The sequence below is a fragment of the Cupriavidus yeoncheonensis genome (assembly GCF_905397275.1).
Classification (GTDB): domain Bacteria; phylum Pseudomonadota; class Gammaproteobacteria; order Burkholderiales; family Burkholderiaceae; genus Cupriavidus; species Cupriavidus yeoncheonensis.
Map to the genome: position 1 here is coordinate 232,686 of NZ_CAJPUY010000005.1, position 19,676 is coordinate 252,361.

The following is a 19,676-nucleotide window of genomic DNA, read 5'->3' on the forward strand; positions in this document are numbered from 1 at the left end:
CAGACCTTCAGCCAATGCAGATCCCCAAAGCCCTATGGCGATCATGTCATCCACCGTCGCACTTATCCAATGGATCCGCATACTTCCGGACCATTTTCGTTCGCCACCGACGCGAACACCGGGGCCAACACATCATTCCGCTTGAAAGGAGGCCCTGACATGGCCAGATTGGAAGAAGGACAGGTCGCCGTCATTACCGGTGCAGCCGCGGGCATGGGATTCGCGTTGGCTGAAGCCGTCTTGCGCAAGGGCATGCGCGTAGTCATCACGGATCGGCACAGCTTCGCCCAGCCCTTCCCGACGCTGCTGACTCAGCTCACGTCGAGTCCCAACGCACCGGCGCTCTATCCGGTCGGCAAGCGACTGAAATGAAGGCGGAAGCGGATAGCGCGATGAAAACGATACGACAACGCATTAGCCGCGCTATTGGCGCGATGGCGCTGGCAGCCTGTGCTACCGGCGCGCTGGCCGAGGCGGCATACCCGACGCGGCCAATACGCATGATCGTCCCCTGGCCAGCGGGCGGCAGCGTGGATATCGCCACCCGCATCGTGACGGAGCGGGCCTCCGCCGGGCTTGGGCAGCCGATCATCGTGGAGAACAGGCCGGGTGCCACGGGGAACATCGGTGCCGTGGCGGCCGTGAAGTCCGCGCCCGACGGGTACACGTTGCTGGTCGCCACCAGTGCGATGATCATCAACCAGAGCCTGAATGACAGCCTGCCATACAACCTGGCAAAGGATTTTAGCCCGGTCAGCACGCTCGTGACCTCGAACTATGTGCTGGTCGTGAACCCTTCGCTGGCCGGATCGGTGCAGGAACTGGTAAGCAAGGCCAGGGCCCAGCCGGGCCGGATCACGTATGCGTCGTCCGGCGAGGGAACACAGCTTCACCTGATCGGCGAGGCGTTCCAGAAGCAGACGGGGGTGAACATCGTCCATGTCCCATACAAAGGGGCGCCGCCGGCGCTGGTGGACATGGTGGGCGGCCACATCGCGATGATGTTCCCCGGCTTTCCGGTGGTGGCCCCGCTGCTGAAGTCCGGCCAGCTCAAGGCTCTCGCCGTGGTGGGCAAGCACCGGCTGCCCGGCCTGCCGGACACGCCGACGCTCGCCGAAGCGGGCGTGCCCGGCATTGACTCCGCGGAATGGTATGGCGTAGTGACGCCTGCCGGTACGCCCGCCAGCGTCGTGACCAGGCTCAACGACGAATTCGTCAAGGCTCTCCGCAGCCCGGACGTTCGCCAGCGCCTGACGAGCCGCGGCTTCGAACCGGGTGGCAGCACGCCGGGGGCATTTGCAGAGCTGATACAGGCGGACGAAAAGAAATGGCCTGTCGTGGTGAAGCAGGCCGGCCTGCATCGCGAGTAGCAGCACTTGTGCGGACGCGACCGCTTCGAGAACGGATGCTTCTCACAATCTGTGCTGGCCTCGTAGCTATGAAGATTTCCGGCAGGGTTCCACAGTGAGGCGTGGCGGCAGTAACGGGCGCACGGCTTGCTTGTGGCTGCAACGGAACTTCATACGACAGACGGAAACAAGGCGGTCCCCGCGGCCAGGTACGCCTCACATCGAAACAGACTTCACTTCCAGGTACTCCGTCAACCCATGGGCGCCGTTTTCGCGGCCGTTGCCGGACGACTTGTAGCCGCCAAACGGCAACGAGAAGTCCACCGGAGCACCGTTTATCCTGACGGAGCCCGCGCGAAGCCGAGCCGCCACACGCAGAGCGCGGGCGCGGTCGGCCGACGCAATATAGGCGGCGAGGCCGTAGTTCGTGTCGTTGGCGATCTCGATGCCATCGTCCTCGGCATCGTACGGAATTATCACGAGCACCGGCCCGAAAATTTCCTCGCGCGCGATGGTCATGGCGTTGTTGACGTCGGCTAAGACGGTCGGGCGCGCGTAAAAGCCCTTGTCGAGACCTTCGGGGCGACCCGGACCACCGGCGATCACGCGCGCACCTTCCTCGATGCCGACGCCGATCATGTGCTGCACCTTCTCGTACTGCGCGCGGTTCGAGATCGGGCCAAGCTTCGTTGCCGGGTCCGCCGGATCGCCGACCCTCAGCGCGTTGGCAGTTGCGGCGGCCACGGCAACGGCTTCGTCGTAGCGGGTGCGCGGCACGAGCATGCGCGTGGGCGCGATGCAGGTCTGGCCAGAATTCATCATGATCGACGCCACGCCGCCTTGCACGGCATCCGCGATGTCGGCGTCGTCGAGGATCAGGAGCGGCGACTTCCCGCCGAGTTCCTGATGCACGCGCTTGACCGTCGGCGCGGCGCTGATCGCCACTTCCACACCGGCGCGCGTCGAGCCGGTGATCGAGATCACGTCGACTTCGGGGTGCGACGACAGCCGCGCGCCCACCGACTTGCCCTCGCCGTAGATCATGTTGAACACGCCGGCCGGCGTGCCGGCGTCGTGCATGATCTGCGCGAACAGGTGCGCGTCGAGCGGCGCGATTTCGGAGGGCTTGAGAACGATCGTGCAGCCGGCGGCGATGGCCGCGCTGACTTTCGTCGCAATCAGCATCAGCGGCCAGTTCCACGCCGTGACCAGCGCGGCGACACCGATCGGCTCGCGGCGCACGAAGTTCCGGCCGTGCTCGGTTTCGAACTCGAAGGTGCGCAGCGCTTCGAGCGTTGCGTTCATGGCCGCAAGGCCGACAGGGGCCTGCACGGCGTTGCACACGCCGACCGGCGCACCCATTTCGGTACGCACGGCCTCGGCCAGTTCGCCGAGGCGTTCCTTGTAGAGCGCCATGATGCGGCCGAGCAGCGCGATGCGGTCTTCGCGGCTCGACTGCGACCACGACGGGAACGCGGCGCGCGCGGCGGCCACGGCACGGTCGGCGTCGGCGGCAGTGCCGAGGGACAGCTTGCCGATGACTTCTTCGGTGGCCGGGTTGACGATGTCCATCGTGGTCGCGCCGGCGGCCGGCGGGATCCACTCGCCATGGATATAGAAGGTGTCGATTCTCTTCATGGTGGTGATCAATGCTCCGCGATCGGCGTCACGATGTTGAACGAAGGATCGAACGTGGTCATGAAGCCCATCAGTTCGGCGAGCTTGCTTCGGTCGCCATCGATCTTGACCTCGCCGCCGCGCAGGGCATCGGGCAGTGTGACCTGGCGCAGGCTGATGCGGTCCAGCGTCGCCTTGCTCATCGTCACGGTCGCATCGGCCTTAGGATGCTGCAAGCCTTCGCGATAGGTGAGCACGCCATTGCGCAGCGTTACCGCGAACGGCTGCTTCAGGTCGGAGAACACCCAGTTCAGCGTCATGTCGTGGCCGACCGCCTTGTCGGAGTCGAGCCGCACGCCCATGTAGTCAAAGAACATCGAAGGCTCCAGCGCACGGACCAGATCCTCCGCCTGCCGCGTGGAATACGAGCGCGGCCCGTTGCGAAGCTCCAGCGCCCCGGTCAGGTACATGTTCCGCCACAGCGAGTTCTCGGCCTGATAGCCGAGTTGCTCGAGCGCGTCGGCCTGCGCGTTGCGCGCTTCCTGGTTCTGCGGTTCGGCGAAGACAAGACGGTTGCCGATCTCGGCTGCCCAGCGATAATCGCCCCTGGCGATGGCGTCGCGCATCATCGCCAGCACCTTGCGCGCGCCGCCCATCGCCTCGACGTAGCGCCGGCCGGCCGCTTCGGGTTCGAGCGGATTCAGGTTGGCCGGATTGGCGTCGTAGAAGCCCAGATAGCGCTGGTACACCGCGCGCGAATTGAAGCTGAGCGAACCGTAGTAGCCGCGCGCGTACCACTTCTTCTCAAGGTCGCCGGGCAGCTTCTGCATCGCTTGCGCGATCTGCATCGGCGTCAGGCCCTGGTTCAGCAGGTGCAGCGTGCGGTCGTTGAGGTAGGTGTAGGTGTCACGCTGGTCGGCCAGCAGCGTCCGGATGCGCTCGCCGCCCCAGGTCGGCCAGTTGTGCTGCGCGAGCAGGACGTCAGTCTTGTCACCGTAGCGCACCAGGCTTTCGTCGAGGAACTTGCCCCAGGCCTTCGGATCGCGCACCAGCGCGCCACGCGGCGTGAGGATGTTGTGCATCGTCCGCGTCGCGTTCTCGGCCATGCACAGCGCGCGCATCTGCGGCAGGTAGAAGTTCATCTCGGCCGGCGCCTCGGTTCCCGGCGTGAACTGGAATTCGAAGTCGATGCCCGCGATCCGGCGCGTTTCGTATGGCTTTGAAATCGAAACGGTCGGCGCGATCAGGCTGATGGTCCCGCCTGCGATACTGCTCTTGCCGATGCCGGTATCGACCTGCCCATGTTCGCCGCGCGGCACGCCGGACCCGGCCTGATATACCGCGCGCCGGAACATCGCCGTGCCGGCGAAGACGTTCTCGCTGACGGCTTCCTGCATGAACCCCGCCGGCGCATAGATTGCCACCTTGCCCGACTTGACGTCGGCTTCGTCGATGACGCCGCGCACCCCGCCGAAATGGTCGACATGACTGTGCGTGTAGATCACGGCCGCCACTGGCTTGTGCGGACGGTTGGCGTAGTAGAGCGCGAGCGCGGCCCTGGCCGTCTCGGTGTACATCAGCGGGTCGACCAGTATGATGCCGCGATCGCCTTCGACGATGGTCATGTTCGCCAGGTCCATGCCGCGCACCTGGAACACGCGATCCGTCACCTTGAACAGGCCGGCGTTGCTGTTGAGCTGCGCCATGCGCCACAGGCTCGGGTTGACCGAATCCGGACTTTTCGCCGCGCTCTGGAACGCGTAGGCGGAAACACTGCGAATGGGCTTGCCGTCGGCGTTGAGGATGTCGCCGGTGAACGGTGCGACCAGGCCGCGGCTGGCCTCTTCGTAGTCCTTGCGGTCGTCGAACGGCAGCTGCTGCAGCAGGGCGGCATTCGCCGCCGTGGTGATCGCGCTGGCCGGCTTGGGCTGTTCGGCGGCGTTCACGGCTTGCGCGCTGGATGCGACCACGAGCGCGGCAGCGGTCGCCAGCGTCTTCCAATGGTTCCGGGGCGAGGACCCTTGCGACGCGGCGTTCGCCCGCGCGGCGCCGGCCGCTTCGCGCTGTGCGACCGGCTCCGCTGCGGCTTCCGGGGTCTCCTGCCGGAACGAAACAGCGTCGGCGCGACGGATGCCGCGCACCAGATCGGCCGCCTTCTCGCCGATCATGATGGCGGGCGCGTTCGTATTGCCGCCGATCACGGTCGGCATGATCGAAGCATCCACCACGCGCAGGCCCTCGACGCCACGCACGCGCAGTTCGCTATCGACCACCGACAGCGCATCGCTGCCCATGCGGCAGGTACCGACCGGATGGAAGATGATGTCGGCCTGGTCGCGGATCCATTCACGCACGGCCTGGTCGTCGCTGCCATCGAGGCGAAGATGGTCGTAGTTGTGCGCCGCCCCGCCCAGCGACGCGAGCGAAGGCTGCGCCAGGATGCGCCGCGCGATGCGAACGCCTGCGACCATCGTATCCATATCGCGCGGGTCGGACAGGAGGTTCTGGTCGATGCGCGGCGCAACGCGTGTGTCGGCGGACGCGAGCAGCACCTGTCCGCGGCTATGCGGGCGCAGCACGCAAGCATGCAGGCAGTAGCCATGCACACTGCGCTGCTTCGAATCGCCGAGCGTTGTCGAGAAGTGCAGTTGCAGATCGGGATTGGCGAGGTCCGGGTGGCTTTTCACGAAGCCGCCTGTCTCGGCGATATTCGACGCGAACATGCCGAACCGCTCCTTCTTGTAGCGGCGCCATTCGCCAAGCAGGCGCAGGCCGCCGCGCACGCTCGCCGCGTAAAGGTCCGTGCTGCGCAGGCGATGCTGCAGTTTGATGTCCGGATGCTCCTGCAGGTTCTGACCCACGCCGGGCGCATCGGCTACCAGTTCGATGCCCTGTTCGCGCAGGTGCGCGGCCGGTCCGATGCCGGACGCCATCAGCAATTGCGGCGAGCCGAACGTGCCGGCGCTGAGGATGACCTCGCGGCGGGCGGTCAGCACGCTTTCCACGCCGTCGCGCACCACGCGCACGCCGACCGCGCGCTTGCCTTCGAACACGACGCGCAGTACCTGCGTGTCCGGCAGCACGCGCAGGTTCGCGCGCCCGCCGCTCAGGGCGTTCTGGTTGCCACGGTGGAGATACGCGCGCGCGGTGTTCCAGCGCTCGCCGTTTCGCTGCGTGCGCTGGTAGTAGCCGACGCCTTCCTGCTGCGCCCCGTTGAAGTCGTGGTTGTACGGAATGCCGGCGCTCTGCCCGCATTCGACGAAGCGGCGGTCGAACGGGTTGAGCGAACGCGTGTCGACGACGTGCACCGGCCCGCGACCGCCGTGCCACGCGTCCTCGCTCTGACCCGCGACGCGTTCATTGCATTCCGAGCGCTTGAAGTAGGGCAGTACGTCTTCCCATGCCCAGCCGTCGCAGCCCGACGCAGCCCAGCCGTCGTAGTCGGACGGCACGCCGCGAATGTAGATCATGCCGTTGATCGACGAACTGCCGCCAAGGCCGCGTCCGCGCGGCTGGTAGCCGCGACGTCCGTTCAATGCCGGCTGAGGCTCCGTGGCGAAGCCGTAGTTGTAGCGGCCGGGCTTCGGTACGGTCGAGGCGAGGCCGATCGGGATGGTGATGGCGGGGCTGAAGTCATGCCCGCCGGTCTCCAGCAATGCGACGCTTCCTGCTCCGCCGTCAGCAAGCCGTGCCGCGACGGCACACCCGGCCGACCCTGCACCCACCACGATGTAGTCGAAAACCTCGTTCATGTTCGCTTCTCTGTATTGGTTCTGCCCAAGGCGGAAGAAGCATCGCTCGGGGGCTTTTGACGACCCTCGCGCGGCATCCGCCGGATGAATTCATAGCTGGGATGACATTCTTGCGAGGCGCCTGTATGGGTGCAAGAAGGCTTCGGAGTGGCTCGGGAAAACCACGAAGGGACATAACCGGGGGGGCTGACGGACTTATGGTGCGGGCGCGTCCAATTCCCGGTGACGTGCGTGGCGCGATCGCCCTGGGGGCGGCCGATAGATGAACGGGTATGACAGAAGCTTGACTGAGAGCCGTCGAGGCAGGAGAACGAGCGGCGGAAAAACAGCAGAAGTCGGTCTGCAAGAAATGGCGAGGCGGTGGATGGCCGAACTCGGCTGGCACCCACCGTCGTCGGTCCTTACCGGACCCTGCCTCAGGGATTCGTCGCCAGCGCGGCAGCCTCCGCGGCGCAGTCCCGGTTCGGCGGCAGTCCCTGGGTGCGAACCTTGTTCAGTTCGTCGCGCGCGGCCGCGAGGTCGGACTCGAACACCGGATCGGCATGCAGGCGTGCCACCGTGGCTGCCGCCACCATGCGGCCTTCGTTGACGTCGCTCTGCCAGTGCACGCCGCAGGCGATGCGGCTTTGCCCGAAGGCGCGGCCGCGCGCCAGGATGGCATCGGCGCGCTCCGGCGCGATCTCGGTCAGCACCAGGGCCCACGCCCACCCGGCAGCGCTATGGCCGGACGGATAGGAGCCATCCTTGGCGATCTTGGCTTCGTCGGCGGGCGTGCAGGACGACGTGTTCGTGGCAACGAACGGGCGCGTGCGCTTGTAGCGGTCCTTCGCGCGGTAGGTCGTCATGCCCGCATCGACCAGCGTCCGGCGCAGCAGCATGTACAGGCGCGGCGTCTGCGCCTCGCTGACGGGCGCGTTCAGCGCGCAGGAAAACGTGCCCGCCGCGGCGGGGAAATCCAGGTCTGCGTCGAGTTGCGCCTGCTTCCAGCGCGCCGATCCGGGCTTTGCCCACTGGGTCCGGGCCAGCTTTGCCGTGTCCTTGTCCAGCGCGAAGGCCGCCGAATCGCCCGCCGGCGGCGGCGGCAACAGGGCCACGCTGTCGGGGCGGGCTTCCGGCGCCAGGTAGCCAGCCGGGACGCCGGGGCGTAGTTCGGGCACCTTGACCGGCTGGATGGTCGGGTTGGCGGCGCAAGCGGCGAGCAGTCCTGCCGTGGCGGCGATTGCCAGCGTCATCGCGGCAGGAGGTGACGAACGCGGTGATTCCAGGGGGCGGGCGAGTCTTGGCACAGGCATTGGCGGATCTCCTCATGGATTGGCTGTACCGAGAGATTACTGCCGGCGCCGGCATTTGAAAATCGGGCAGGGGGCGGATGGCAGCAACCTATGCTGCAGAGGGAGATCGGCTATGCCATTTGTTCCACGATATGAACGTAGCCACCATCCCGACCGGTCAGGGCCCGACAACGGCAATTGACAGCGTGCAACGACCATGTCGCCTCATCGCTGCGAATTCAACCGGCCGATGCCGGCTTCCGGCGCGAACCCGAATTGCTTGCCGCCGGCAGCAGTGCCATGCGCGCCAAAGGATCGTTCAACCGCGAACAGTATTCAATGGCCTCGATCGTCGCTCGCCGAATGCGACTGGTGGGCAGGCCATGACTCCTGGCAGGTATCGCGGTCCCTCTGTCCGTTCGAGCTGCCCGGGCGTTTCGAGCCAGCAGCGCCTCGACATCCGACCGATAGTGCCGTCCAAACTGCAGATGCTTTTGCATGAGCCGCGCCGATTGATCACGAAGCCAGATGTCGCCAAGGTCTGCATAGGCGTCTGGCCGGACTTCATTGATGGGCATGACACACTCCTCGCCTGAGGACATAGCGGGCGGACCCCGGACACGTGGGACCGGGACAGGTTGCGACTAACTCGCAATGAAGAGTAGGCAGACTGTCCTGGCGGTGCTCTCCGTTTCTTGCGATGGAATCCAATACGCCTGTCCGTAAATCCCGATCAGGTGCTTCGCGCGCAAGCGCAGGCCGTCGGTATCGGAACCGGCAACGCGCGAGGAATGAAGCTTATCCGCCGGGCCGCTTGGGCCGAATCCCCGAATCGTGCGCACGCGGGCGGTCCGTTTCCATCGCAGCCAGCGGCTCGCACTCCAGCAGGCCGGCCAGGCAGCGCCTGGCCAACGCCTGATACTCGGCGCTGCCGCGCTGCTTCCAGGCGATCTCCTGTTCGCCAAGCTGTCGCTTCACCCTGGCCGGCGATCCCATCACCAGGCTCTGCGGCGGGCACTCGAAGCCGGCCTTGACGAAGGCCGTAGCGGCGACGATGCAGCGCTCGCCGATGCGCGCATGGTCCATGACCACCGCGTTCATCCCCACCAGCGCATCGGCGCCGATGTGGCAGCCATGCAGCACCGCGCCGTGCCCGATGTGGCCGTGGCGTTCGACCACGGTGTCGCTGCCGGGGAAGCCGTGCATGACGCAGGTGTCCTGCAGGTTGACGCCCTCTCCCAGGACAATCCGCCCGAAGTCGCCGCGCAGCGCCGCGAGCGGGCCGACGTAGCAGCCGGGACCGACGATGACGTCACCAATCAGCACCGCCGTCGGGTGCACATAAGCGGTCGGATCCACCACCGGGGTCAGGCCGTCGAGGCTGTAGCAAGGCATCTATGGGGGCTCCTACTGTGTGGGCGCATGGCGACCGCTTTGCACGTTCACGATTGCCGCTGCGCCGGGCTCCACATCACGGCGATGGTCTTGTCCCGCGCCGATGGGGCATTGACCCGCGACGACTGCAGCCTTGCCTACGGCGTCAGCGCCGTCAGCCCGCGGTGCGTGCGATGGAACCGCTGGCGTGCCTCGGCCGAAGGGCGGAAGTCCACGTCGAGCGGCGAGATGGTGATGAACCCGGACAGGAACGCCGGGGTTTCGGCGATCCCCGCCAGCGCTTTCGGCTCGGCATCGGGCGCGCCCACTTCGATCGATACGGTGCTGTCCGGGTTGCGCCTGTAGGCAGTGGTGAACGAATCCACCGTGCCGGCTACGGTCATGCGGACGCCTGCCGGATCTTGCCGGCCTGCGACCGGATAGTTGATGTTCAGTGGCTGTCCCGCCGGCAACAGCGGCCGGCCGGATGCGCGGCCGGCTTCAAGGCTGGCGATCACGCGCACGAGAAAGGCGCCTGCCTTCGGAAACGCGGCCAGCGTGGCAGGGAAGCCCTTGCCTGCTTCGGCGAAATCGACCCCGACGCTCAGCGCGATGGCGGGCACGCCGCGCCGTGCGGCGAACAGAACGTTCATCACCGTTCCCGAGTGCGGGATGGAGTCCGACAGGTTCTCGCCGAAGTTGGCGCCGGAGACGACCAGGTCGGGCGCAAAGCCGTGTTCCGGCCCGACGATCTTCAGGCCCACCGCGGTGGCATCCACGGGCGAACCGCTGCCGAGGTAGTCGGGGTTGGTGGCGTTGAGCGCGCCGCCCGCGGCATAGCCGGCCTTGACGCGATGCACGCAGAACGTGTCGGCGCTGCCGGCAAGTGGCACCACGACCAGCCGGGTGCTGCCGTCCGGCACGGCATAGGCGGCACCAGAACCGCTCTGGTTACTGGCCGGCCCCACCGTGATGACGCGGTGGCCGGCAGCCAGCAGCGCCTTGCGCACCGCGGTGATGCCGGGCGCCGCGCAGCCGTCGTCATTGGTCAGCAGCACGTTGAGCGCATGCGCGGGGCTGGCCGCGGCAGCCAGTGCCGCGGCGCTGATACCGAGGCGCAGGCGCCCGGGAGTGCGGAGCATGGGAACGGTCTCCTGTCTCTGATACGTGGGGAGTCTGTGCCCGGCGCCGGATTGCCGCCGGGCCGGGTCCAGTCAGGACGGCCGCTGCTTACGCCACCAGCAGGCCACGCTCGCGAGCCAGCGTGATCGCCGTGTCTTCGATCATGTCTTCCTGTCCGCCCACCAGCCGCTGGCGCCCCAGTTCGACCAGGATCTCGCGCGCGGGAATGCGGTACTTGGCCTCGGCGCGCTTGGCGAACAGCAGGAAGGACGAGTACACGCCGGCATAGCCGAGCGTGAGCGCGTCGCGATCGATGCGGATCGGGTGGTCCATGATCGGCACGACCAGGTCCTCCGCCACATCGGCAATGCGGAACACGTCGACGCCGGTCTCGATGCCCATGCGCTCGCAGACCGCCACCAGCACTTCCATCGGCGTGTTGCCGGCACCGGCGCCCAGCCCTGCGGCGGCGGCGTCGATGCGGTTCGCGCCGCACGCAATCGCGGCCAGCGAATTGGCCACGCCCATGGCGAGATTATGGTGGCCGTGGAAGCCCAGTTCGGTTTCGGGCCGCAGCGCCTGGCGCACGGCGGTCAGCTTCTCGGTGACGTCGTGCGGCAGCATGTGGCCGGCCGAGTCGGTGATGTACAGGCAGTTGGCGCCGTAGCTTTCCATCAGCAGCGCCTGCTGCACCAGCGTCTGCGCCGGCGCCATGTGCGCCATCATCAGGAAGCCCACGGTATCCATGCCAAGCTTGCGCGCCATGCCGATATGCTGCTCGGACACGTCCGCCTCGGTGCAATGGGTGGCGACGCGGATGGTATGCACGCCGATCTCGTGCGCCATGCGCAGGTGGTCGACGGTGCCGATGCCGGGCAGCAGCAGCGCCGAGACGCGCGACTGCTTCAGTTCGCCCAGCACCGCGCGCAGGTATTCCTCGTCGCTGTGCGCGGGAAAGCCGTAGTTGACCGAGGCGCCGCCCAGGCCGTCGCCGTGGGTCACTTCGATCAGCGGCACCCCGGCGGCGTCCAGGCCGCGGGCGATGCCCTTCATCTGTTCCAGCGAAATCTGATGGCGCTTCGGGTGCATGCCGTCGCGCAGGGTCATGTCGTGCAGGGTGATGCGTTGGCCCATGGCGTGGCTCCTCAGGCGGTGGTGATTTCAGGGACGGCCAGCATCGCGGCGGCGATGCACTCGGCGGTGCGGGCCGCGGAGGCGGTCATGATGTCGAGGTTGCCGGCGTACTTCGGCAGGTAGTCGCCCAGCCCCTCCACCTCCAGGAAGATCGACACGCGCTTGCCGTCGAACACCGGGCCGTTCTTGAGCGTATAGCCGGGCACGTACTTGCGCACTTCGGCAATCATGTCGTGCACGGACGCGGTGATGGCGGCAACGTCGGGCGCGTCGTCGGTCAGGCAGTGGATGGTGTCGCGCATGATCAGCGGCGGCTCCGCCGGGTTGATCACGATGATGGCCTTGCCCTGGCGCGCGCCGCCCACGGCTTCGATCGCCCCTGCGGTGGTGCGCGTGAATTCGTCGATATTGCGGCGCGTGCCGGGCCCGACCGAGCGCGACGACACCGTCGCGACGATCTCGCCATAGGCCACCGGCTGCACGCGCGACACGGCGTACACCATGGGGATGGTGGCCTGGCCGCCGCACGTGACCATGTTGACGTTCATCTCGTTGGTACCGATGTGCGTGTCGAGGTTGACCGGCGGCACGCAGAACGGCCCGATCGCGGCGGGCGTCAGGTCGATCACGCGCACGCCGCGCGCGGTGAGCTTGGCCGAGTGTTCGGCGTGGACGTAGGCGGAGGTGGCATCGAAGGCGATGCGGATATCGTCGGCTTCCAGGTGCGGCAGCAGCCCGTCGATGCCGTCGCTGGTGGTCTTCAGGCCAAGCTCGCGGGCGCGCGCGAGGCCTTCGGAGCCGGGCTCCACGCCGACCATCCAGACGGGTTCCAGGATGTCGCTGCGGCGCAGCTTGTAGAGCAGGTCGGTGCCGATATTGCCGGGCCCGATCAGGGCGCATCGGATCTTGTTCATGGGGTCTCGCTTCGCAAGTGGAGAGAATCAGAAGGTCAGCAGAACACGGCGCTGCAGCCGCCGATGCCGCTGATGCGCATGGACAGGCGGTCGCCGGCCTGTACCGGGATCAGCGCCGCCAGCGAGCCGGACAGGATGGTCTCGCCGGCCAGCAGCGGAATGCCGAAGCTGCCCAGCGTGTTGGCAAGCCACGCCACCGCGTCGGCGGGGTGGCCCAGCGCGGCACTGCCCAGGCCCGTGGCGACGCATTCGCCGTTCTTTTCCAGCACCATTTCGCACGAAGCGAGGTCCAGCGCCTGCGGGCTGACGCGCTCGTCGCCGAGCACGTAGACGCCGCAGGAAGCGTTGTCGGCGACGGTGTCCTCGATGCGGATGCGCCAGTCGCGGATGCGCGAGTCGACGATCTCGAAGCACGCGGCCACCGCTTCGGTGGCGTCGAGCACGTCGTCGCGCGTCACGCCGGGGCCGCGCAGGTCGCGGCGCAGGAAGAAGGCGATCTCGCCCTCGGCGCGCGGCTGGATCAGCGTGTCCGCGGGGATCGGCTGGCCCGCGGCATAGTGCATGCTCTGCAGCAGGATGCCGAAGTCCGGCTGGTGCACGTCCAGCATCTTCTGCACGGCCTCGCTGGTCACGCCGATCTTCTTGCCGGTGACGCGGTCGCCGGCCGCCAGCCGGTGCGCGATAAAGCCCTGCTGGATGCGATAGGCATCGCCCACGTCCAGCGCCAGGCCCCGGCCACTGAGCGGCGGGACGGGCGTGCGCGTGACGAGCGCATGGTGGAGTTCGTTGCTCAGCGTGGTGATCAGGTCGGCATTCATGGCGGGAGAAGCGTCGGATAGCGCCGCCGCGGCGTCACGCCGCGGCGGCATGGGGGCAAGGCGTGCGTCAGAACGAGTACTTGGCGTTGAAGGCGACGTAGTCGCGGTCGGCCAGCGGGCGGTTGGTGATGCTCGGCCCGCCGATGAACGCGGCGTAGGTCAGGTTGAGTTCCAGGTTGTTCAGGTACTTGAAGGTCACGCCGACGCTGGCGCGCTTGTCGCCATAGCCCATCAGCGTGCCGAACGCGCCGGCCACGGCCGACCTGCCGCTGAACTGCTGCGCATAGGTGAGCGGCACCGTCATGTCCCAGCCATCGAACACGTTGTTGTAGGTCAGCGACCAGCCGACCTGGAACGCTGCGGAATTGTGCGTGTTGGTCAGCTGGCTGTAGCCCATCACCGAATCCACGCCGAGCACGTGCAGGTAGGAAATTTCACCGACCAGCGACTGCGAGTTGGCGAGGAAGGTCGGGCCAATCGAGTAGATCGCGGACAACTGCCCCTGCAGCGCCCGGCCGGGCGACGCTGTGGGCGAGCCGGCCACGTCCACCAGCATCGGGATGCCGTCCTTGTAGCTGATTTCACCGGCGATATTGGCGCCCAGCACTTGTGTGGAGAAGCTGGCGCCGGTCAGGTTGATGCCGCTGAAGTACTTCTGCTGGTACTGCAGCGAAGGGAACAGCGAGGTGACGACGCTCGGGTTCTTGTCGTGATAGCGCAGCTGGTAGAGCCCGATCTCGGTGCCTTCGAACACGCGGAAGCGCGTGCCGATGCCCCATTGCCCCCAGTCCGAGGGACTGATGTCCGGGCCGCGCGGAATACGGAAGCCGGGCCCGATGATGAACTCCGCGCCCGGGCCGACCAGGTCGCTGGTGCTGAAGTAGCTGCCCGGTGCGGAGAGCTGGTTCGGCTTGTAGGTGAACTGGTAATAGCCCATCAGGCTGAACGACGGCGTGACCTGCAGCTGCAGCGATGCCTGCGGCACCGGCAGCAGGATGTCCTTGACCTCGACCCCCGGCACGAAAGCCTTGGTGGCATCGGCGGGCCCTTGCGCGCCGGCGATGTTGGCGAAGAACAGGCTCTCGCCCCATGCCACCACCTGGTTGCCCAGCTTGAAGCTCAACTGCGTGTCGCCGATCGGCGTGGTGCCGTAGACGTATGCGTCGAGCAGCTGGGCGCGTTGCTCGTGATAGTCGCGCGCCGACCCCGTGAACTCGTTGAACGGCCCGCTGTGGTTGACCGTGAAGGGCGCGTTGTTCGAGTTGGTGCCGCTGTAGGCCCAGTCATAGAACACGCTGCCGCGCACCAATGCACCGAAGGCATCATGCTTGACATGCGCCTCGCCCAGCAGCGAAACGCGGTTCGCGGTCATGTCGCCGCGCTTGAAATTGCGGTCGCCGTCGTCGCCGTTGATATTGGCGGGGCTCAGCAGGGTGTTGCTCTGGTGGCTGGTACGGACCGCCGCGCCATAGGACGCGGTCACGCTGTAGTCCAGCGTGGTGTCGTGGCCGAGGTCGATCGTCTCGCCGGCGCGGGCGCATGGCGCGAGCAGCGTTGCCAGTGCCGCCGCGGCAGCGATCGGCCGCAGCGGGCCGCGGCGTTTCACTGTGCCGCTTGGTGATTGGTGCATGGTGGTCTCCCCTTGGTCTTGGTGGTGGTTCATGGCCTGGCACTTCGAATGGCGCTCATCTGGCCGCAAGCGTAGAGAGGGGGAGCCACGCACAAATCGGCAGAATGGACTAGGCGGTTTCCCTAGAGTTTGTCGATCAGCCGCGATTGACCGAGGCCGTGTCGAGAAAGGCCGGACGTTCGCCGCCGCCGTCGAGCACGAGATTGGCGCCGGAAACGTACGAGGCCTGTGGCGAGGCCAGGAACAGGCAGGCGCTGGCGATATCGTCAGGCTGTGCGAGACGGCCCAGCGGCACCGTGGCGGCTGTCGCGCGCAGCGCCTCGGGGTCGCCGTAGTGCTGCTGCTGCGAGGTTTCGGTCAGCACCAGCCCCGGGCTGACCGCAACCACGCGCACCCTGGGTGCCCATTCCACGGCGAGCGAGCGCACCGCATTGAGGATGCCGGCCTTGGCGGCGCCGTAGGCTGCCGTGCCCGGCGACGGGCGCAGCGCGCTGATGCTGCCGACGAACAGCTGCGTGCCGCCGCCGGCCTGCTGCTGCATGCGGGCATTGGCGCGCTGCGCGAGTTGCAGGGGTGCCACCAGGTTGAGCCGGATCACCGATTCCAGCAGCCGTGGCGAGGCATCGGCCACCAGCGCGTAGGGTGAGCCGCCGGCGTTGTGGACCACCACATCGAGCGTAGGGCTGTGCTGCGCAATGCGCGCGAGCATGGCGTCGGCCTGTTCGATGTCGCGGATATCCGCCGCGATGAAGTGGGCGCGGCGACCCTCCGCGTGCGGCAGCTCGCTGTCGTGCGTGGGCGCGGTGCGTCCGCAGACGAAGACCTGCGCACCGGCGCGCAGGAAGGCTTCGCTGATGGCGCGGCCGATGCCGCGCATGCCGCCGGTGACCAGCACGGTCTGGCCGGTGTAGTCGAATCCTGTCATGGGTCCCCCCTGATGCATGGAGCGCCCATCGTAGGAGAAGTGGCCGTGCCGTTCTTAGTCCGAATGAACGATGCCCCGGGGGCCGTCGCTGAGCAATATCACAGCCAACCACACCGGAGACGCCCTTATGCCCGCTACGTCACAGCAAACGCCATCTTCCCTGCACCCGAACCTGCCGGTCGGGCGCTTCGTCACCACGTCGGCGGGCCTGCGGCTGCACTGCCTCGACACGGGCAGCGGAGAACCGGTGGTCTTTATCCACGGCAGCGGACCGGGGGCGAGCGGGCACAGCAACTTCCGCCATAACGCGCCGGCATTCGCGCAGGCGGGCTTCCGCACGGTGGTGGTGGACCTGCCGGGCTATGGGCAGTCGTCCAAGCCGGATGATGTCGAATACACACTGGACTTCTTTGTCGCCGCGCTGCGCGAGCAGTTGCTGGCACTTGAGCTGCCGCGCTGCGTGCTCGTCGGCAATTCGCTGGGCGGTGCCATCGCGCTGCAGTACGCGCTGGACTTCCCCGAGCATGTCAGCCGCCTGGTGATGATGGCCCCGGGCGGCGTGGAGGAGCGCGAGACCTATTTCCAGATGGAGGGCATCCAGCGCATGGTGTCGCTGTTCACCGGCGGCCACATGAACCCGGACACCATGCGCCAGCTGCTGCAACTGCTGGTGCACGACGCCAGCCTGGTCACCGACGCGCTGGTCGACGAGCGCATGGCGGTGTGCCGCGAGCAGCCGCGCGAGGTGCTGGCCACCATGAAGGTGCCCAACCTGACCGCGCGCTTGGGCGAGATCCGCTGCCCGGTGCTGGGCTTCTGGGGCACGGAGGACCAGTTCAATCCCGCCTCCGGCGCGATGAAATTCCTGAGCGGCTGCGCCGATGCGCGCTTTGTCATGATCAACCGTTGCGGCCACTGGGTGATGGTCGAGCACGCGGCCTATTTCAATCGCGAATGCCTCGGCTTCCTGGCCGACACGGGGCAGGACCGCGCGGCATAATTGGCGCCCGCACGCAACCAACAAGACGATCGGAGACATCATGGAATACCCGTACAGCCTGTTCGACCTGCGCGGCAAGGTTGCCGCCATCACCGGTGCCGCGCGTGGCATCGGCGCGGAGACCGCGCGCGTGCTGGCAGCGGCCGGCGCGAAGGTCGCCGTGCTCGATGTGCTGGAAGCGGATGGCAAGGCCACGGCTGAAGCGATCCGCGGCGCGGGTGGCGAGGCGGCGTTCTGGAAGCTCGACGTCACCAGCGAAAGCGAGGTCGCGCGCGTGCTCGACGAGGTCGCGGCCCGTTTCGGCGGACTCGGCATCCTGGTCAACAACGCCGGTATCGAAGGACCGAACATGCCCACCCACGAAGTGACGCTGGAGCAATGGCAGCAGGTGATGGAGGTGAATGTGACCGGCACCTTCCTGTGCACCAAGCACGCGATCGCGCACATGGAGCGCGCCGGCAGCGGCGCCATTGTCAACGTCTCGTCGATGTACGGCATCGCCGCCGGCCCGGACGTACCGCCTTACCACGCATCCAAGGCCGCGGTGCGGATGATGGCCAAGACCGATGCCATGCTCTACGCGGCCAGGGGCATCCGCTCGAACTCGATCCATCCCGGCTATATCCGCACGCCGATGCTGGAACACGTGGCACAGGCATCGGGGCAGGGCGAAGCACTGTTCGACTACCTCGGCGGCCTGACCCCGATCGGCAAGGTGGGCCAGCCGCGCGACATCGCGGCCGGCATCCTCTATCTGGTGTCCGACGCCGGACGCTACGTGACCGGCGCCGAGCTGGTGATCGACGGCGGCTACACCGCACGCTAAGCGACAAGGAGAAAGTCCCATGCCCGATAGCGCCGCGATGAAAGCCACGCTGCTCGCCTATGTCGAGCGCTTCAATGCCGGCGACGCCCAGGGCGTCGCCGCGCTCTACGCCGACGATGCCACGGTGGAGGACCCGGTCGGCGCGCAGCCGATCGCCGGCAAGCCGGCCATCCTGGCGTTCTACCAGCACACCACGTCGCTCGGCGCGCGGCTGGAGGCAGTGGCGCCGCCGCGCGGCTCGCACGGCAATGCGGCCGCGCTGACGTTCGCGGTCCACGCGCGCCTGGAAGGCCGGCCGGCGCGCATCGACGTGACCGACATCATGACGTTCGCCGCGGACGGGCGCATCCAGAGCATGCGCGCCCACTGGGGGCCGGACGACGTGCATTTCCTGTAACGCGCCGCCGCGAGCCCGCCGATGGTCCGGCGAACCCGCGACGATGCCGTGGCCACGCGCGCGCGCATCCTGGACAGTGCGCAGCAGCTGATGCACCAGCGCGGGCTGCACTGCGTCACGCTTGAGGACGTGGCCCGCGCCATCGGTATGACGCGCGGCGCGGTCTACGCCCATTTCCGCTCGCGCGCGGCGTTGCTGGGCGCGCTGCTGTCGTGTGCCGAAGCCGATTTCGCCGCGCGGCTCGCGCCGCTGGCCGATGGGGCCCGGGCCCGGCAGGGCGCGCTGGAGCCGGCACTGGCCGCCTTGCTCGATGGCGATGCCATCGCGCGCCATGTCAGCCTGCTGGCGGCCCTGCTGCAGCACAAATGCGGCGACGCGTGCGAGCTGTGCCCGCTGCGCGACCGTGTGCAGACAGGCATCGGCACGCTGCGCGGCACGCTCGCGGATCTGCTGCCCGACCCGGCGCTTGCCGGGCTGCTGGTGGCTCACGTGTGGGGCCTGCTGAGCGCGCACGCCCTGCAGCTGACGCCAACCGGCTTGTCCGGCGCGGCGCCGGCGCTGGCCACGCTATATCTGCGAGCGGGCATGCAACCCGGTGCAGCCTTTCCGGCAGGCAGCCCGGTGCGCATCCGGGACACTCCTTAGTCCGCTCGGACGAAGTCCCGGGGACAGGTGGCACCTACGATGCTGTCATGGACCTTGAAGCCCGGAAAGGGTTGGAGGAGACAGCGATGAAGCGGCTCGGATTTCGTTGGGTGGGCGGCCTGATAGCGGCGGTGGCTGGTGCGGGCGTGGCCTGGGTGTTTGTCACGGGCGGCGGGGTCGTCTATGCGGATGGCGGCCCGGACGAGGGCCCTGCGCCCGGCATGGCGTTGTCCGGCGTGGTTCACGATGATTGTGATGATGCCTGCGCGCGTGGCCGCGGCGCAGCGGCCTTGCTGGTATTGAGCCAACGCCCGCCGCAATGATCGGCCGCGGGCCCGGAGTCCCGGCGGTCAGCGCTGACCGGCCTGCCGCTGGATGTGGAGCGCCTCGGCGCGTGCCTTGACGTCCCGCGCTACCTGGTCGAAGCCCTGTTTTACCCAGCCGCCGTGTTCGCGCATGATGGTGTCCGCGTTCAGGCCCAGGAACAGGTCCGTGGTGAAGTAGCGGGTACGGTTCCGGCCGATCGCCTCGACATACTGGTCGCGCCGAGCGGCGTCCTTGTTGTCGTCGGTGGGGCGCTGTTCCCACGACAGCAGGCGTTCGGGTTCCCAGGCGATCAGGTATTCGTTGACCGGGATGACCTGCTGGGTGCCGGGGATGCGGACCTGCATGCAGACCAGGTCGCCGAGGCGGCCGCTGGTCTCCAGTCCCGGGCAGAACGTGTTCCACGCCGCGTAGCGTGGAAAGTCCGTCAGCACCTCCCATACCAGCGATGCCGGCGCCTCGATCTCTACGGTGATCGAGGTCACCAGGTTTTCCGCCTTGGCCATTGTCTGCTCCTTACTGTCAGTCATTGTGGGGAGTCTCAACACTAGGGCCGGGCAGCTTGCCTGCGCATACTC

At 67.3% G+C, this 19,676-nt stretch carries 19 protein-coding genes; 7 read left to right on the forward strand and 12 right to left on the reverse strand.

Annotation, left to right across the window (positions count from 1 at the left end):
- Positions 1 to 159: 159 nt before the first annotated feature.
- Together KHO22_RS09000 and KHO22_RS09005 are read left to right on the forward strand one after the other, a co-directional pair.
- The gene (locus tag KHO22_RS09000; RefSeq protein WP_211946768.1) at positions 160 to 372 is read left to right on the forward strand and encodes an SDR family NAD(P)-dependent oxidoreductase; all 213 of its coding nucleotides are present in this window, start codon (positions 160 to 162) and stop codon (positions 370 to 372) included.
- A gap of 20 nt (positions 373 to 392) precedes the next feature.
- The gene (locus KHO22_RS09005; RefSeq protein ID WP_211946769.1) at positions 393 to 1,370 is read left to right on the forward strand and encodes a Bug family tripartite tricarboxylate transporter substrate binding protein; all 978 of its coding nucleotides are present in this window, start codon (positions 393 to 395) and stop codon (positions 1,368 to 1,370) included.
- 195 nt (positions 1,371 to 1,565) lie between these two features.
- On the opposite strand, the gene KHO22_RS09010 is transcribed toward KHO22_RS09005, so the two are convergent.
- The 11 genes from KHO22_RS09010 to KHO22_RS09060 all read right to left on the reverse strand — a co-directional run bounded on the left by KHO22_RS09010 (position 1,566) and on the right by KHO22_RS09060 (position 15,906).
- Positions 1,566 to 2,987 carry an aldehyde dehydrogenase family protein gene (locus KHO22_RS09010; protein WP_211946770.1) on the reverse strand — a complete coding sequence of 474 codons (1,422 nt, stop codon included), beginning with the start codon at positions 2,985 to 2,987 and terminating at the stop codon, positions 1,566 to 1,568.
- 8 nt (positions 2,988 to 2,995) lie between these two features.
- Positions 2,996 to 6,718, reverse strand: coding sequence for an alkyl sulfatase dimerization domain-containing protein (locus KHO22_RS09015; RefSeq protein WP_211946771.1), 3,723 nt, complete (start codon positions 6,716 to 6,718; stop codon positions 2,996 to 2,998).
- A 416-nt stretch (positions 6,719 to 7,134) separates the two neighbouring features.
- On the reverse strand, positions 7,135 to 8,010 hold the full coding sequence (locus tag KHO22_RS09020) for an acid phosphatase (RefSeq protein ID WP_338031328.1): 876 nt from the start codon (positions 8,008 to 8,010) through the stop codon (positions 7,135 to 7,137).
- Positions 8,011 to 8,228: 218 nt separating this feature from the next.
- Positions 8,229 to 8,567 (reverse strand): hypothetical protein, encoded by a 339-nt coding sequence (locus KHO22_RS09025; RefSeq protein ID WP_211946772.1) that lies wholly within the window; start codon positions 8,565 to 8,567, stop codon positions 8,229 to 8,231.
- 220 nt (positions 8,568 to 8,787) lie between these two features.
- Entirely contained in the window at positions 8,788 to 9,384 is a 597-nt protein-coding gene (gene paaY, locus KHO22_RS09030; RefSeq protein ID WP_211946773.1) for a phenylacetic acid degradation protein PaaY, read from the reverse strand.
- Positions 9,385 to 9,521: 137 nt separating this feature from the next.
- Complete coding sequence (surE, locus tag KHO22_RS09035; RefSeq protein ID WP_211946774.1) at positions 9,522 to 10,505, reverse strand: 5'/3'-nucleotidase SurE; 984 nt, start codon at positions 10,503 to 10,505, stop codon at positions 9,522 to 9,524.
- An 88-nt stretch (positions 10,506 to 10,593) separates the two neighbouring features.
- On the reverse strand, positions 10,594 to 11,619 hold the full coding sequence (gene dmpG / locus KHO22_RS09040) for a 4-hydroxy-2-oxovalerate aldolase (RefSeq protein WP_211946775.1): 1,026 nt from the start codon (positions 11,617 to 11,619) through the stop codon (positions 10,594 to 10,596).
- A gap of 11 nt (positions 11,620 to 11,630) precedes the next feature.
- Positions 11,631 to 12,533, reverse strand: a complete 903-nt coding sequence (locus tag KHO22_RS09045; protein ID WP_211946776.1) for an acetaldehyde dehydrogenase (acetylating) — start codon at positions 12,531 to 12,533, stop codon at positions 11,631 to 11,633.
- A gap of 35 nt (positions 12,534 to 12,568) precedes the next feature.
- Positions 12,569 to 13,351: a 2-oxopent-4-enoate hydratase gene (gene dmpE, locus KHO22_RS09050; RefSeq protein WP_211946777.1), complete on the reverse strand. Its 783-nt coding sequence runs from the start codon at positions 13,349 to 13,351 to the stop codon at positions 12,569 to 12,571.
- 67 nt (positions 13,352 to 13,418) lie between these two features.
- Positions 13,419 to 14,981: a DUF1302 domain-containing protein gene (locus KHO22_RS09055; protein WP_211946778.1), complete on the reverse strand. Its 1,563-nt coding sequence runs from the start codon at positions 14,979 to 14,981 to the stop codon at positions 13,419 to 13,421.
- A 136-nt stretch (positions 14,982 to 15,117) separates the two neighbouring features.
- Positions 15,118 to 15,906, reverse strand: coding sequence for an SDR family oxidoreductase (locus KHO22_RS09060; protein WP_211946779.1), 789 nt, complete (start codon positions 15,904 to 15,906; stop codon positions 15,118 to 15,120).
- A 127-nt stretch (positions 15,907 to 16,033) separates the two neighbouring features.
- On the opposite strand from KHO22_RS09060, the gene KHO22_RS09065 reads away from it, so the two are divergent.
- Genes KHO22_RS09065 through KHO22_RS09085 form a run of 5 tightly spaced genes read left to right on the forward strand, consistent with a single transcriptional unit; the run spans position 16,034 to position 19,097 of the window.
- Positions 16,034 to 16,906, forward strand: a complete 873-nt coding sequence (locus KHO22_RS09065) for an alpha/beta fold hydrolase (RefSeq protein WP_211946780.1) — start codon at positions 16,034 to 16,036, stop codon at positions 16,904 to 16,906.
- A 40-nt stretch (positions 16,907 to 16,946) separates the two neighbouring features.
- Positions 16,947 to 17,732, forward strand: coding sequence for an SDR family NAD(P)-dependent oxidoreductase (locus KHO22_RS09070; protein WP_211946781.1), 786 nt, complete (start codon positions 16,947 to 16,949; stop codon positions 17,730 to 17,732).
- Between the two features lie 19 nt (positions 17,733 to 17,751).
- The gene (locus KHO22_RS09075) at positions 17,752 to 18,129 is read left to right on the forward strand and encodes a nuclear transport factor 2 family protein (protein WP_211946782.1); all 378 of its coding nucleotides are present in this window, start codon (positions 17,752 to 17,754) and stop codon (positions 18,127 to 18,129) included.
- 21 nt (positions 18,130 to 18,150) lie between these two features.
- On the forward strand, positions 18,151 to 18,774 hold the full coding sequence (locus KHO22_RS09080; protein WP_211946783.1) for a TetR family transcriptional regulator: 624 nt from the start codon (positions 18,151 to 18,153) through the stop codon (positions 18,772 to 18,774).
- A 47-nt stretch (positions 18,775 to 18,821) separates the two neighbouring features.
- Positions 18,822 to 19,097 (forward strand): hypothetical protein, encoded by a 276-nt coding sequence (locus KHO22_RS09085; protein WP_230426802.1) that lies wholly within the window; start codon positions 18,822 to 18,824, stop codon positions 19,095 to 19,097.
- A gap of 27 nt (positions 19,098 to 19,124) precedes the next feature.
- Here KHO22_RS09085 and KHO22_RS09090 read toward each other — a convergent pair whose 3' ends face one another.
- Complete coding sequence (locus KHO22_RS09090; protein WP_211946784.1) at positions 19,125 to 19,604, reverse strand: SRPBCC domain-containing protein; 480 nt, start codon at positions 19,602 to 19,604, stop codon at positions 19,125 to 19,127.
- Positions 19,605 to 19,676: the final 72 nt, after the last annotated feature.

Coding starts and splice junctions, on each gene's coding strand:
- KHO22_RS09020 (WP_338031328.1), bottom strand. CDS start 8,010: ATGCCTGTGCCAAGACTCGCCCGCCCCCTGGAATCACCGCGTTCGTCA.
- KHO22_RS09055 (WP_211946778.1), bottom strand. CDS start 14,981: ATGCACCAATCACCAAGCGGCACAGTGAAACGCCGCGGCCCGCTGCGG.
- KHO22_RS09000 (WP_211946768.1), top strand. CDS start 160: ATGGCCAGATTGGAAGAAGGACAGGTCGCCGTCATTACCGGTGCAGCC.
- KHO22_RS09075 (WP_211946782.1), top strand. CDS start 17,752: ATGCCCGATAGCGCCGCGATGAAAGCCACGCTGCTCGCCTATGTCGAG.
- KHO22_RS09065 (WP_211946780.1), top strand. CDS start 16,034: ATGCCCGCTACGTCACAGCAAACGCCATCTTCCCTGCACCCGAACCTG.
- paaY (WP_211946773.1), bottom strand. CDS start 9,384: ATGCCTTGCTACAGCCTCGACGGCCTGACCCCGGTGGTGGATCCGACC.
- KHO22_RS09085 (WP_230426802.1), top strand. CDS start 18,822: ATGGACCTTGAAGCCCGGAAAGGGTTGGAGGAGACAGCGATGAAGCGG.
- KHO22_RS09045 (WP_211946776.1), bottom strand. CDS start 12,533: ATGAACAAGATCCGATGCGCCCTGATCGGGCCCGGCAATATCGGCACC.
- dmpG (WP_211946775.1), bottom strand. CDS start 11,619: ATGGGCCAACGCATCACCCTGCACGACATGACCCTGCGCGACGGCATG.
- KHO22_RS09015 (WP_211946771.1), bottom strand. CDS start 6,718: ATGAACGAGGTTTTCGACTACATCGTGGTGGGTGCAGGGTCGGCCGGG.
- KHO22_RS09025 (WP_211946772.1), bottom strand. CDS start 8,567: ATGCCCATCAATGAAGTCCGGCCAGACGCCTATGCAGACCTTGGCGAC.
- KHO22_RS09005 (WP_211946769.1), top strand. CDS start 393: ATGAAAACGATACGACAACGCATTAGCCGCGCTATTGGCGCGATGGCG.
- KHO22_RS09010 (WP_211946770.1), bottom strand. CDS start 2,987: ATGAAGAGAATCGACACCTTCTATATCCATGGCGAGTGGATCCCGCCG.
- dmpE (WP_211946777.1), bottom strand. CDS start 13,351: ATGAATGCCGACCTGATCACCACGCTGAGCAACGAACTCCACCATGCG.
- KHO22_RS09060 (WP_211946779.1), bottom strand. CDS start 15,906: ATGACAGGATTCGACTACACCGGCCAGACCGTGCTGGTCACCGGCGGC.
- KHO22_RS09070 (WP_211946781.1), top strand. CDS start 16,947: ATGGAATACCCGTACAGCCTGTTCGACCTGCGCGGCAAGGTTGCCGCC.
- surE (WP_211946774.1), bottom strand. CDS start 10,505: ATGCTCCGCACTCCCGGGCGCCTGCGCCTCGGTATCAGCGCCGCGGCA.
- KHO22_RS09090 (WP_211946784.1), bottom strand. CDS start 19,604: ATGGCCAAGGCGGAAAACCTGGTGACCTCGATCACCGTAGAGATCGAG.
- KHO22_RS09080 (WP_211946783.1), top strand. CDS start 18,151: ATGGTCCGGCGAACCCGCGACGATGCCGTGGCCACGCGCGCGCGCATC.